Genomic DNA, 13,274 nt, shown 5'->3' with positions numbered 1-13,274 from the left:
GCATGCTGGCTCCTCGCTAAATCTTTCCATCGGAAAGATTCTTCACGCTTGGCCCTCTGCTAGAAGATTTTTTGACGGCTTGTCCCCCGTCTCCTCTAGGAGAGGGAGCTTGAGCAGTGGAAGATTTGGAGATCTGTGTTCTTTCAAAACTGCTTACATCCAAAGCCGAAGCACTAGGGAGGAAACAGAAAATGGAATACATGCTGGCCTCCGGCTAAATCTCACCCTTCTGGCCTCCCGATACGCTGCAGTTCCCGATTCTCTACAGGAAGCTTTTTTGCACAGAGTGAGAACGAAAGCTCACAGGTGATTGACCGGGCACAGCAGCTCCCGGATTTCCGGGCATTTTTTTTCAACTAAACACCGAGCCTCCTCTTGGTCCTTCCAAGTACTGAAACCTATCTATGTATCTGGTATGGCTCTCTATTTACGTTTTCGTGACGGCTCGGCCCTTTGGCGGTGTCACCGGATCGGACGACTGGTTGCCGCAGAGACAAGGGCAGAGTAGGTATGGAATATTTTTGGTGGGTTCGAATCAAAGCACCAAGCATCCCGTCATGAAAAAAGTCATCCAATCCTTCATCCTGCTGGCGGCCGTGTCGGCCCTAGTTGTAGCCTGTGTCGACGACGATTTTTGGGAAACGTTTGTTCCAGAGACATCCGACGATCCTACCCAGTCGGAAAAAAACACCTTTGTTTTTATCCCGGCGTTGGTAGAAGCCACGGATGACCGCGTCGCTCAACTGAGGGTTCCGGCTGGCTTTCAGGTGCAGAAGTTTGCCGAGGACATCGAAGAACCCCGAATGATAGTGGCCAATCCTGAGGGGCAGGTGTATGTTGCAAACCGGAAAGCCGGGCAGGTACTGTTGCTGGAAGATGCTGACGGCGACGGAAGGGCGGAGCGAAAAGAGGTCGTAGCGGAGATTGCGGGCATCCACGACTTCACCCTGCATGACGGCATGCTGTACATGGTGACGCTCAAAGAGTTATACACGGCCGAGATGAACGGCGACGGGACACTGGGAACCCCGACACTGCTCACCGACCAATTGCCCGACGGGGGCCAACATCCCAACCGAACCATCGGGATGGGTCCCGACGGCATGCTTTACATCTCGGTCGGCAGCACGTGCAATGCCTGCGCAGAACCCAATGAACTGCATGCCACCCTACTCAGAGCCAATGCGGACGGAAGCGACATCCGGGTGTACGCAAAGGGGTTAAGGAACACCATCGGGTTTGACTGGCACCCCGTCACGGAGGATCTGTGGGGAATGGACCATAATATCGACATGCTCGGTGACAACGAACCGCACGAGGAGTTGAATCAAATCAGCGAGGGTGCATTCTACGGTTGGCCGTACATCTACGACGACGGCAAATACAACCCACACCCGAGGCCGAAAGACATGACCTATGCTGAATATCGGGAGATGACTGAAGTCCCCTCGTTGATGTATGATGCGCATGCAGCACCAATGGATATGGTGTTTTATGAGGGTGACCAGTTTCCTGCCGACTATCAGGGAGACGCGTTTGTTGCTTTTAGAGGTTCGTGGAACAGGAGCTCCCCTGCCGGGTATAAGGTCTGCAGAGTCCGCTTTGAAGAGGGAAGACCGACGGCGTTCGAGGATTTTCTGAGCGGATTCCTAGTTGATGACGACCGGTCTCACTTTGGCAGACCGGTAGGGTTGACTGTCAGGCCGGACGGTTCACTGCTGGTCTCTGACGACACCAATGGCGTGATATACCTCGTCCGATATCCATAGTTTGGGCCTTGGGAGCAGTCATTGTTGTTTTTTCTTTGTTTCTTTCTCCCGATCCGCCGCGCTTCCCGATGCTTGTAACGATCGGGATTGAAAACTTGGTACAGACTATCTACCTCACCCCCAACTCCCGATTCCCGATTCTTAAACGATCGGGATTGAAATCTCGGGACAGGTTATCCGGTTGACTGTCGAGATCAATACGCCTACAATCGACTGGACCTTTTCATCTCGACAGCCGGTTTTCAACCCTTAAATACTGGTACCTGCTGAACAAGTGCGCGTTTAAGAGCATTGACTGCTCAGTGTGATAAAGTTGCCGCTCCTTGTCAAACTTTGATTTTACAGTTAAAAATGTCTGTTCGTCTTCAATTGAAGAAACCAGCCCCATCAAATCTTTTAAATTGAACGTGGGTCGGGAACTTGAAACAGTCCAATCAGAGATAGCCTTTCGTGTCTTGGAGTCGGTTTCAGTTTGTCTGCTTTTCATTTTATCTGTTTCTCTTTGCAAATTTCTCGGTAGTATGTTTTTAACTTTTTTGGCCGCCGCAGCTATATGCTTGGGTGTCGTGCCACAACAGCCGCCGACAATATTGAGCCAGCCATTAGAGGCAAACCCTGCAACTAAGTCCGCAAACTCCCCGGCTGATTGGTCGTAGTTTCCAAATTGATTGGGCAATCCTGCGTTGGGATGCGTGCTAACCATGAAAGGACTCTCTTTGTGTAATATTTCTATATAGGGTCTCAGTTCTTTTGCTCCTAGGGCGCAGTTTAGCCCAACAGACAACAGTGGCGCATGAGAGATTGAAATCAGGAATGCCTCAATAGTCTGACCTGACAAGATCCGTCCGCTTGCATCCGTGATTGTCCCTGACACCATTATCGGATATTCCCTGCCGATTTCTTCAAACAGTGTCATCAACGCAAACAGAGCTGCCTTTGCATTGAGTGTATCTGTAATGGTTTCAAGCAAAAACAAGTCAACACCGCCTTGAATCAAAGCATCTGCCTGCTCTGTGTAAGCATCTACCAACTGGTCAAAGTTAACTGCCCGGAAACCGGGATTGTTGACATCGGGCGACATGGAAGCGAGTTTTGTGGTCGGTCCCATTGCTCCGGCCACAAATAATGGCTTGTCAATGCTCCTTTTCTGATATTCGTTAATTGCTTCTTTGGCAAGCCTTGCCCCTGCTAAGTTGATTTCAAATATTAAATCCGAAACGGCGTAGTCGTCCTGGGAAATACGGTTTGCACCAAATGTATTAGTGGAAATGATGTCTGCACCTGCATGCAGGTATTCTAAATGAATATTCTTGATCACATCCGGTCTCGTCAAGTTTAACAGGTCGTTATTCCCTTTTAAATCAATCGGATGATTTTGTAATGCTTCATTTCTAAAATCCTGTTCGGCAAGTTTCAGTGGTTGTATCATTGTCGCCATTGCACCGTCAAGAATCAAAATTCTTTGCTTGGCTTCAATTTCAATTTCGCTCATAGGGATGTTATCTTATGTATCTATTTTTTTCGCTGTCTCACCATAGCCCTGACCCTTAACAATTCTAATAACAAAACTCCAAAAATCCACACTAATTCAATTACCTCACCTGTATCTTCTCACCACAGCTTAGAAGTATAGAAGACCTACGCCGGAAGCGGACAGGTTTGTTTAAATTTGATGTGTCTGTCAGGAGCGAAATCCCGATTCTCCTGCATTTAACTTTCGTGGGATATACCAAAAAATTGATGGTAGAGATAGTCGATTTAAGCCAAGAGATATATAATGGAATGCCTGTTTTCAAGGGCCTTCCGCAAGTAAAAATAAGCATCCACGCCACGCATGAACAATGGGAACGGATCGAGGACGCCACGACGAGGACTCCAAGTGTGCTCAAGATGGAGCTGGGCGAACACACAGGTACCCACGTAGACGCATTAAATCACATGGGCTCCATGTACTCGGAACAGTCAATTGACACCATGCCGCTTTCGATGTTTTACACGGAAGGCATTTGTCTGGATTTCACGCATAAGGGACTGTCAGAATTGATTACCACTCAGGAGATCGAATCATCCTTAAAAGACGCAGGGCTGTCCATCCGCGAAGGTGATACTGTATTGCTCTGCACCGATCATTATAAGCGGTTCTTTGGGACTGAGCATTGGAACAATGGTCCCGGCATCACCGCGGAAGCCACCCGATGGTTGGGGAACAAAGGAATAGCGGCGTTTGGGGTAGAGACCATGTCGCCCGGTGTACCGGGGATATCCAATAAAGAAGTTCATCGGATTTGCGGCGAAATGGGCTTTACCCACTACGAAAACATGATCAATCTGGACAAACTGATAGGCCGCGGACGTTTTAGATTTATTGCTCTACCGCTTAGAATAAGGGGCGGAACCGGATCACCGGTACGGGCTGTGGCAGTATTTGAATAAGGGGTAACGGAGGTTTTATCTTCTACCGCAATCTTCCTCCTCCGTTCAAACGATCTTTCCGAAATCCGGATCCAGTACCAGGCTCTTTTTCCTGGTTTTTTGCTTTGCCGCGACTTCGTACTTTCCCAGTAATTCCAGGATATCTTTTCGGAACTGCGGATCGTCGATGGGAAAGCCGGACATATTAAAATTGTCATTGAGGAGCTGGACAAGATTCTTCGGAAAAACCTGTTTCCCGTAAAATGCCGCATCAGCGACGTGGACAACTTGGTTGTCGATATCCTGGAAGATGATTCCCTTGTCGGATTTGTCCAGCATGGACAGTGATTCCTTAACCAGTTTTCTGAAATCCATGCGTTTTCAAATTAGTGAACCTGTACTTCCGATAGGGCAACCGGAACGAAACAGGAGCTAGTGGATGGTTTTGTGTAACGGGCCGCAGGAAATCGGGAAGAAAAAGATCAAAATTCCGGCGCGGCCTATAGCTATCAAAGTAACAAAAACTTCGCCAATCGATCCCAAGTCCAGAATTGAAGCAGGTCAAGGGCTGAGTGAACCTTGGGAAACCTCCGTCTTCTATTTCTCTTTGTCCTTTTTCCCGATCCGCTGCGGCGGTCCGGACAGGATTTGATCCAAAAGTACCATCCCGAAAGCATCAGGGACAAGATGAGACCCGGCCCTGCAGGCTGGCTTCACGATCCGCTGCTCTTCGCGATTATCCAATGATCGGAATTAACAACTCGGGACAGGCTCGCGCTAACCTCCACTCTGCAACTCCGCACATAAGATGAATTTTTTGCTAATTTGGGCCGGTCTACAACCTCTCAACGATTTACTGTCTGAAACTCATGAAAAGCTCCCTGTTGAAAATCTTTGTTATTGTCGCTGCTCTACTGGTGAATGCTACAGCCTACTCTCAATCAAACTTTAGCAGTAATTTGATTGGTTTGGGTGTGGTGGTATCTGATCTGGACCGTTCGTTAGACTTCTATGTCGACGGGATTGGTATGGTCAAGGCCTATAGCTTCACCATCAATGAGGAGTTTTCCAAGCGTTCGGGTCTTTCGAACGGAGTTCCTGTGGATGTCACCGTTCTAAAATTAGAGAATAGCCCGAATGCAAATGAATGGAAGCTGATGAGCTTTGGCAATGAACAAGCGGAGTCCAAACCGGAGTTTATCCAGGATGGAACTGGTGTTCAGTATATCACCATCAATGTAAAAGCGCTGAATCCGGTGATCGAACGATTGAAGGAAAAGAACGTGAAGTTGTTGGGCAGTACGCCTACCCCATTAAATGAGAATTTATACTTTGTGCTGGTTCAGGACCCTGATGGGATCTTCATTGAACTGATAGGGCCTTTGGAATAGATGAGTATTAGCCGTAATCATTCCTAGAAAACCTCCCATAAACGCCGATCGCTATACGCAGTGGAAGACGGGAAACCGAAAACAGAAGCTCCTTAATTCGTCTCGGCCACTAGAGTCAAGGTGGCTTTTACGTCTCCCGTACCCAAAGCCTCCTTCAATCCGCTGGGATCGTCGATCTTGCCCAAACGGGTGTAGGAATACGAAGAAGAAAACGTCTCATAGAAGATCACAAAGTCGTTGGCTCCCCAAAGCAGGATATCCCCGTTTTGGATAGTCCCCGGGGAATAGGTCTGGGTGGGAAGATTTTGGGGAAGCTGGCCAGTTTTCTCATTCCGGTTGAGGTCGGCCATGTCCAGGGTCAGGGGCAACAAAGGAAGCAATGCAGCGACTGCGGGTTTGTCAGCCAGGGTGGCGGTAAAGGTCGTGTTGCCTACCTGAATGCTGATTTTTGTTTCCGTAAGTTTCATTTCTTCAGAGTCTGGAGTGGGTCGGGCATCTTCTGCCCCTTGACAGGAGGTACATGCCTGGGAAATCAATCCAAAAAGCAGGACCAAAGTCAGGGAGCTGATTTTGAGTGGAAGTTTCATCGTGTTTCATCTAGAAAGTGGGGACTAATTTTCCGGAAGTATCGAAGCCTGCGTAGCCTTTAGCCGAAATGGTCAGTAGCATTGTTTGTTGACGTATTAGTTGGATAGGTATTCTTCTTCTGATACAGCATGTTTCCATTCTACAATGCCTATTTCTGTATTGGGAATGATGTAGAGTTGCTGCATCCCCATGTCAGGGCTGGCACCGTGCCAGTGAAGAACATTGGGTGGGCAGGTTACCACATCGCCTTTTTTCAATGTTTGCTTGGGCTGACCCTCGATTTGGTGGAATCCAGCCCCATCCGTGATAAGCAAGATCTGTCCTGCCGGATGCGAATGCCAGTGACTTCGGGCCCCCGGTTCAAAGTAGACATTGCCTACCAATGTACTCAAGGCGCTATCACTGGGAAGCAACCCATAGTTCCACACTTGGCCGGTGAAGGTCTCCGCAGAGCCCTGTGCTCCTTTTGGAAAGATAAAGTCAAGTTCTTCATCGCCGTGCTTTTCATTACAGGCTTGGATCAAACCAAGGGTGATCAACAGGAATAAAAGGATACTGGTTTTGATTTTCATCTTTTCCATCACAGATTTTCTTTAAAGAAGCTTTCAAGTTTATCAAAGGGAATGATTTCAATCCTGTCATATAGATCTACATGAACAGCGTCAGGGATGATCATCAGCTCCTTGGGTTCCGAAGCTGCCTGGTAAGCATCCTCGCTAAAATACCGTGAGTGGGCATCGGCACCTGCAATGATTAGCATTGGCCTTGGTGAAATTTCTTTGATGTAAGTCAGCAGCGGCATGTTCATAAACGATACCGGAGTAGTCGCTGTCCAGGCACCGTTTGAGTTTAAAGAACGCGGATGAAAACCACGGGGGGTTTTGTAATAATCGAAGTACTCCTTTACGAATTGAGGTTCATCGCCTTGCAATTTTTCAGGAAGGTTATTTGAGGAAGGTGCAAACGTTCCATTCTCGGCATCCTTCCATCGTTGCTCACCCATTTGCTCCAGTAAGTCATTGCGTTGCTCAGGTGTGGTTGCATCAAAGTAACCCTTTGCATTTACCCTGCTCATATCATACATGCTTGTGGTCGCGACGGCTTTCACGCGCTTGTCCACAGCAACAGCATTTAAGGCAAAACCGGCAAATCCGCAGATGCCAATGATGCCGATTCTATCCCTGTCTATGTTTTTTTGAATGCCAAGAAAGTCCACTGCCGCACTGAAATCTTCTGTGTTGATATCGGGCGAAGCGACGTTGCGGGGCTCACCACCGCTTTCACCTGTGTAGGAAGGATCAAAGGCCAAAGCTGCAAAGCCACGCGCTGCCATCTGGTTGGCATATAAGCCCGAGGATTGTTCCTTCACCGCGCCGAAAGGGCCACTGATCGCCAATGCGGGTAGCGGTTCGGTTCCTGTGTTTTTTGGAAGATAGAGGTCTCCGGTCAGGGTGATCCCATACCTGTTTTTGAAGGTTACTTTTTGGCGTGTCACCGCGTCGCTGAGTGGAAAGGTGTATTGTTCGTTTGTCATCGTCATTGTTTTCTCTGATTGCGCAGTCGCTATCGCTGCGTCTTGTGCGTAGGCCGGTCCGACAAGCATCAGGGACAGGGCCATGGATTTGATAATTCTTTTCATCTCGTAATAGTTGGTTTTTGGTTGGCTAGATGGAATCTCGCATCACAGCTTGTCGAACTAGAGTTTGACCGCCCAGTAAGATCCGGTTTCATCACCTTGAGTTGGTTTGAAGTTCAGAAGCAAAGGTAGGCGGTGGGAAAGGTCAAGGGTTAAAGCTTTTCAATCCAAAGCTTAAGGATTTCAAACAATTGCCGGCAGGAAAGTATTGACTCAGCTTAGGCTCAGATTTTCAGGAAGACGTGAGGAATACGGGAGGGAGCTTAGGATCTTGGATGATCCCGCGCTGCTATATATTTCTGATGAACTTAGCAGGGACTCCTCCTACCACCGTGTTGGCAGGAACATCCTTTGAGACCACTGCTCCGGCGGCTACGACAGCGTTTTCGCCCACTGTCACTCCGGGAAGGATGGTCGCTCCAGCACCGATCCAGGCATTTCGCCGGATGATAATCGGTTTGGTAATCAGACCTTTTCGTGCAGTCGGATCCAACGGATGATTTTCGGTCACCAATTTTACCTGAGGTCCGATCAAAACATCATCCTCAATTGTAATTCCTCCCAAGTCTAGAAATGAGCAGCCATGATTAATAAATACATTCTTTCCGATCGTGGTGAATCGGCCAAAATTGGTGGTGAAGGGAGGAAAAACGGTTGTTGTTTTGTCCAGCTCCTGACCGAAAATCTGGCTCAGGATTTCCCTGGCTTCGGCGATATCCCCACTTGCATTGAGTTTACCGATCAATCGCAAGGTTTCAGGCACGATCGCATTGACCACGGCGAATGCCGGGTCGCTTGCAAGTACCACTTCCCCGGACTGGAATCTGTCAAAAGTTTCAGCTAAGGTCATGAGGAGGGGTTGAGTTTGAATGCGCATCAGTTTTCTTTGGAAACAATGCAAAATTCGATGAAATTCCGCTCTACGTGTTAAAGCAAATCAAATCAACACTTAAGAAAATCAAACCTCCACGGCCCGGAATGCCTTGGGGTTGACACCGGTTAGCTTCTTGAAAAAGTTGTTGAAGTAGGTTGGGTACTCAAAACCCAGGGCAAATGCTACCTCCGAAATATTCCAGTTGGTATGCTGGAGCAGGGCCTTGGCCTCTTGAATGATCCGCTCATTGATGAGAACTGAGGTCGGCTTGCCGGTGGTCTCTTTCAGGGCCCGGTTGAGATGGTTGACGTGGACACTTAGGTTGTCTGCATAGCTTTTTGGGCTTCGCAAAAGCAGGGGTTGGTCCGGGGTTTCGATCGGAAACTGCCGCTCGAGCAGTTCAAGAAAGACTGCCGAAATCCGGGAAGCCGCATTCTTATGCTGCTCGTAATTGTCCGAAGGCTGCATCTTCATGGCTTCGTGGATGATCAGCTGGATGTAGTTGCGGATCAGGTCATCCTTGTAGGTGTATTCAGATTCCTGTTCTTCGATCATTTTTATAAACAGGCCGTTGAGAAAATCACGCTGGGCTTCTGTGATCTGCAGGACTGGTGTGCCTCCCAATTTGAAAAAGGGCGAATTGAGCAGTACTTCTGACCGTTCGGACACTTTCAGGAAATCCTCGGAAAACAGGCAGGTGTATCCCACATACGAGGTGGAAATCGTCTCCCAGGAGTAAGGAATATGGGGATTCCCGAAGAAGAGGATTGTTCCGTCCATATCAAAACTGCGGTCGGCATAGTGAATCCGACTTTTCCCGGTGGTGAGGCAGATCTTGTAAAAGTCCTTGCGGCTATAAACGCGAGTGGCGGCTCCGTCGCTTTCAATCTGGAATGCATTGAATCCCTTGAGCTTAAGCCGTGCGTTGAAATCGGAGATGGGTCGGGGAAGTGAACTGTTCATCGTTGAAGTTAAGAAAATCAAATATTAGGTCCTTGCCTTTGCTTTAGAATCCACATCAAGGGTGATCTGAAGGATTTGATGCACTTCACCTTTTTGGTTTGGGCTCGGGGAATTAATTTATCCACTAGTCAGACACTGGCATGGTGCCTCCAATTTTGTCAAAAGAGAAGTCGTGGAAGTAAAATTATCCAATTAAATTAAGGTATTGGCCATCAACGCATACATCCCTTGAGATCCGTTTGAATCCCGCAACTTTCTGTTTGATTTTCTTAAGATAACCCCAACGGGAAATCTTTATCTTCAACACTTTATTACTACAACTATGGCCCAATACAATCTCAACATCAACGGCAAGTCCCAACAGGTCGATGTCGATCCAAACACTCCCATGCTTTGGGTACTCCGCGACCACTTAGGCTTGGTGGGAACCAAATTCGGTTGTGGAATCGCGCAATGCGGGGCATGTACCATCCATCTCGATGGCAATGCAGTTCGCTCCTGTCAACTTCCAGTTTCGTCTGTCGAGGGCACCAACATTACCACAATCGAGGGGCTTTCTGAAAAAGGTGACCATCCGGTGCAGAAAGCCTGGATGGAACACGATGTACCTCAGTGTGGGTATTGTCAAGCCGGTCAGATCATGACAGCTGCGGCCTTGCTTCAGCAAAATCCCACCCCGTCAGAAGAAGAGGTCGAAAACGCCATGAACGGTAATATCTGCCGCTGCGGCACCTACACCCGCATCAAAGCCGCTGTGATGACTGCCTCCCAAAACCTCTAACCCAAGACAACTATGGCAACTTTAGACAAAAAATTGGACCGCAGGTCATTTTTGAAAGTCTCGGCCTTGGCAGGCGGAGGAATGGTTCTCAGCTTTAGCTGGTTGGCAGGATGTAAGCCTACCACAGAGGAGGAGCTTTTGGCGATGCCAAAGGAATGGTTTGAGCTCAACAGCTATATCAAGATCGGCGAAAACGGTGTCGTGACGCTTTACAGCTCTTCCCCTGAGTTTGGGCAGAACATAAAAACATCCATGCCGATGATCCTTGCCGAGGAACTGGATGTGGATTGGAAAAAAGTGATCGTGGAGCAGGGCAATTTTGATACCCAGCGATTCCAACGGCAGTCTGCAGGAGGTAGCCAATCTATCCGCCAGGGATGGACACCACTTCGGACAGCGGGAGCCTCCGCCAGGGCGATGCTCGTCGGCGCGGCAGCAAAAACCTGGAATGTCCCCGCCTCAGAGATCACCACTTCAGCCGGGATCCTGGAGCACAAAGGAAGTGGAAAAAAAGCCCACTACGGCGAAATGGCATCCTTGGCCACTACGATTGAGGTACCTGAAAACCCTGAATTAAAGGACATTGCCGAATTCAAGATCATCGGTAACTCAAAGAAAAATGTGGAGGCCGAAAAAATTGTGACTGGCAAGCCGCTTTTCGGGATCGACTACAAAGTAGAAGGAATGAAGTACGCGGGCATTGTACATCCTCCTGCTTTTGGGATGAAGGTAAAGTCCTTTGATGCCTCTTCTGTTTTGGGAATGCCCGGAATCCAGGATGTGTTTACCATTAATATCTTCAATGAAAACTATGTAAGAACCTTCTTTGATGTCGCGACCTTCCCCGAACTTCTCGTTGTCGTGGGAAATTCCACCTGGGAAGTTTTTCAGGCAAAAAAGAATCTGAAAGTCGAGTGGGAAAATGCCCCCGAATCGAGCTTTACCAAGACGGGATTTGGAGGTAGAAATCCGTTCAAAGTAACCGTACCCGAAGGGCTGGAAAGCACAGCATACCACAAGGAAAAAATGGCCGAGTACACTCAAAAACCCGGGAATGTAGTCCGACGGGACGGTGATCCGGAAGGGGCGTTTAAAAAGGCGACGAAAGTATTGGAAAGAACCTACACTGCTCCTTTCCTGGCCCACAACACGATGGAACCCGCCAACTTCTTTGCCCATGTGACTGCTGACAAGGCCGAACTTTATGGTCCTACCCAATGGCCAGAGCCTATGAGTGCAGCCTTAGCTGATCGGTTAGGAATGCCGATAGAAAACATCAAGATCAATCTAGCCCGAATGGGCGGAGGATTTGGGCTAAGAGCTTATGGTCACCATTTGTTGGAAGCAGCATTGATTTCCCAAAAGATCGCAGCGCCGGTCAAGATGGTCTATACCCGGGAAGACGAAATGACGTATGGCATCTATCGCCCCACCTATTCAGCAACTTATCGGGCTGCTTTGGATGAAAATGATAACCTCCTCGCCCTCCATGTGAAAGCAGGTGGTGTTCCAGAATCCCCACTCAGTGCCAATCGTTTTCCCGCCGGAGCTTTGGACAACTACTTGGCTGAAAGCTGGCAAGTTGAATCCAATATTACCGTTGGTGCTTTCCGTGCACCTGGCTCCAACTTCATGGCTGCTGCTGAGCAAAGCTTTCTGGACGAACTGGCGGAGGAAATGGGCAAAGATCCGATCGCATTCCGACTGGAATTGCTCAAGCGGGCCGAGACCAATCCAGTGGGAGAAAGAAACGATTACGATGCCAAGCGATACGCCGGTATATTGGAACTCGTACGTGAGAAATGCAACTGGAACACTCCAGCAGCAGGTGTTCACCGTGGGGTTTCGGCCTATTTCTGCCACAATTCCTATGTCGCTGAGGTAGTGGACACCAAGATTGTGGATTCCAAACCTGTTGTAGAAAAGGTCTATGCAGCCGTGGACTGTGGAATTGTGGTCAATCCGGATGCAGCCACCAACATGGGAGAAGGTGCCATCGTGGATGGAATCGGCAATGCCTTTTTCGGTGAATTGGCCTTTGAAAACGGCGTAGCGACGAAGACCAATTTTGATAAGTACCGCATGATCCGTCAGAAGGAGGCTCCAAGAGCGATTGAGGTCCACTTTGTGGATAGCAAGGAAGACCCGACCGGACTGGGCGAACCCTTCTTCCCTCCTGTCTTTGCGGCTTTGGCCAACTCGCTCTACAAAGCAACTGGAAAAAGGTATTACGAGCAGCCTTTTGCTCCGCAACTGGAGATGCAGAATTTGAAGATGTAATTGACGACATAAAGTCGGTTTTGATACCCAATTACCAATCTGGCAAGAGTCTTTGTTGAAAAATAACGACTCATGGAGGGCTGTTTTTTTACGTTGGGTTATTGGGTGCCTACCCTGCAACCTGGCCCAAACCTAAAACAGTCCGCCGCGGCGGGTTGTTTCTTAACGGTTTGTCCTCTTACAAACTGGCTTCCCGATTCCTAGCCATCGGTATTAACATCTAGGGACAGGCTTTCTTCTACCTCATCCCTTCCTTCTCCTTCAGGAGAAGGCGATTGAGCAGTGGTAGGCTTTGAAATGCTGGTTCTTTCAAAGCTGCTTACATCCAAAGCCAAAGCACTAGGGAGGAAACAGAAAATGGAATACATGCTGGCCTCCGGCTAAATCTCACCTTTCTGACCTCCCGCAAACTGGCTTCCCAATTCTCTAACCATCGGTATTAACATCTCGGGACAGGCTTTCTTCTACCTCATCCCTTCCTTCTCAAGGAGAAGGCGATTGAGCAGTGGAAGACTGGAAGATCCTGCTCCAAACCAACCCGCTCCCTACCGAAACTATCAGGAACAGAGAAAATCGAGAA

Annotated in this window: 13 protein-coding genes; 6 read left to right on the top strand and 7 right to left on the bottom strand. The window is 48.6% G+C overall.

Features of this window, described 5'->3' with window-relative positions:
• Positions 1 to 557: 557 nt before the first annotated feature.
• A complete protein-coding gene (locus tag G459_RS0123585) occupies positions 558 to 1,769 on the top strand; it encodes a PQQ-dependent sugar dehydrogenase (protein ID WP_026969800.1) in 1,212 nt (403 codons plus the stop codon).
• A gap of 223 nt (positions 1,770 to 1,992) precedes the next feature.
• Here G459_RS0123585 and G459_RS0123580 read toward each other — a convergent pair whose 3' ends face one another.
• Positions 1,993 to 3,261: a homocysteine S-methyltransferase family protein gene (locus tag G459_RS0123580; protein ID WP_026969799.1), complete on the bottom strand. Its 1,269-nt coding sequence runs from the start codon at positions 3,259 to 3,261 to the stop codon at positions 1,993 to 1,995.
• Between the two features lie 248 nt (positions 3,262 to 3,509).
• Between G459_RS0123580 and G459_RS0123575 the strand changes: the two genes are divergently transcribed.
• Positions 3,510 to 4,202 (top strand): cyclase family protein, encoded by a 693-nt coding sequence (locus tag G459_RS0123575; protein ID WP_026969798.1) that lies wholly within the window; start codon positions 3,510 to 3,512, stop codon positions 4,200 to 4,202.
• 45 nt (positions 4,203 to 4,247) lie between these two features.
• Here G459_RS0123575 and G459_RS0123570 read toward each other — a convergent pair whose 3' ends face one another.
• Positions 4,248 to 4,556 (bottom strand): hypothetical protein, encoded by a 309-nt coding sequence (locus tag G459_RS0123570; protein WP_026969797.1) that lies wholly within the window; start codon positions 4,554 to 4,556, stop codon positions 4,248 to 4,250.
• A gap of 204 nt (positions 4,557 to 4,760) precedes the next feature.
• On the opposite strand from G459_RS0123570, the gene G459_RS30035 reads away from it, so the two are divergent.
• Positions 4,761 to 4,928 (top strand): hypothetical protein, encoded by a 168-nt coding sequence (locus G459_RS30035; protein ID WP_157373436.1) that lies wholly within the window; start codon positions 4,761 to 4,763, stop codon positions 4,926 to 4,928.
• 122 nt (positions 4,929 to 5,050) lie between these two features.
• Positions 5,051 to 5,572, top strand: a complete 522-nt coding sequence (locus tag G459_RS0123555) for a VOC family protein (RefSeq protein ID WP_026969795.1) — start codon at positions 5,051 to 5,053, stop codon at positions 5,570 to 5,572.
• Positions 5,573 to 5,664: 92 nt separating this feature from the next.
• Here G459_RS0123555 and G459_RS28440 read toward each other — a convergent pair whose 3' ends face one another.
• The 5 genes from G459_RS28440 to G459_RS0123530 all read right to left on the bottom strand — a co-directional run bounded on the left by G459_RS28440 (position 5,665) and on the right by G459_RS0123530 (position 9,633).
• Entirely contained in the window at positions 5,665 to 6,159 is a 495-nt protein-coding gene (locus G459_RS28440; RefSeq protein ID WP_169725064.1) for a cyclophilin-like fold protein, read from the bottom strand.
• A 96-nt stretch (positions 6,160 to 6,255) separates the two neighbouring features.
• Positions 6,256 to 6,732 (bottom strand): cupin domain-containing protein, encoded by a 477-nt coding sequence (locus G459_RS0123545; RefSeq protein ID WP_245588239.1) that lies wholly within the window; start codon positions 6,730 to 6,732, stop codon positions 6,256 to 6,258.
• An 8-nt stretch (positions 6,733 to 6,740) separates the two neighbouring features.
• A complete protein-coding gene (locus G459_RS0123540) occupies positions 6,741 to 7,799 on the bottom strand; it encodes an alpha/beta hydrolase (protein WP_026969793.1) in 1,059 nt (352 codons plus the stop codon).
• Positions 7,800 to 8,085: 286 nt separating this feature from the next.
• Positions 8,086 to 8,646: a DapH/DapD/GlmU-related protein gene (locus G459_RS0123535; protein ID WP_026969792.1), complete on the bottom strand. Its 561-nt coding sequence runs from the start codon at positions 8,644 to 8,646 to the stop codon at positions 8,086 to 8,088.
• Between the two features lie 108 nt (positions 8,647 to 8,754).
• Positions 8,755 to 9,633 (bottom strand): helix-turn-helix domain-containing protein, encoded by an 879-nt coding sequence (locus tag G459_RS0123530; RefSeq protein WP_026969791.1) that lies wholly within the window; start codon positions 9,631 to 9,633, stop codon positions 8,755 to 8,757.
• A 322-nt stretch (positions 9,634 to 9,955) separates the two neighbouring features.
• Between G459_RS0123530 and G459_RS0123525 the strand changes: the two genes are divergently transcribed.
• Positions 9,956 to 10,414: a (2Fe-2S)-binding protein gene (locus G459_RS0123525; RefSeq protein ID WP_026969790.1), complete on the top strand. Its 459-nt coding sequence runs from the start codon at positions 9,956 to 9,958 to the stop codon at positions 10,412 to 10,414.
• A gap of 12 nt (positions 10,415 to 10,426) precedes the next feature.
• Positions 10,427 to 12,694 (top strand): xanthine dehydrogenase family protein molybdopterin-binding subunit, encoded by a 2,268-nt coding sequence (locus tag G459_RS0123520; protein WP_026969789.1) that lies wholly within the window; start codon positions 10,427 to 10,429, stop codon positions 12,692 to 12,694.
• Positions 12,695 to 13,274: the final 580 nt, after the last annotated feature.

The organism is Algoriphagus terrigena DSM 22685 (genome assembly GCF_000429445.1).
Lineage (GTDB): Bacteria > Bacteroidota > Bacteroidia > Cytophagales > Cyclobacteriaceae > Algoriphagus > Algoriphagus terrigena.
The sequence above is the reverse complement of the archived record's forward strand: the minus strand, read 5'-3'. Positions and strand labels throughout refer to the sequence as shown.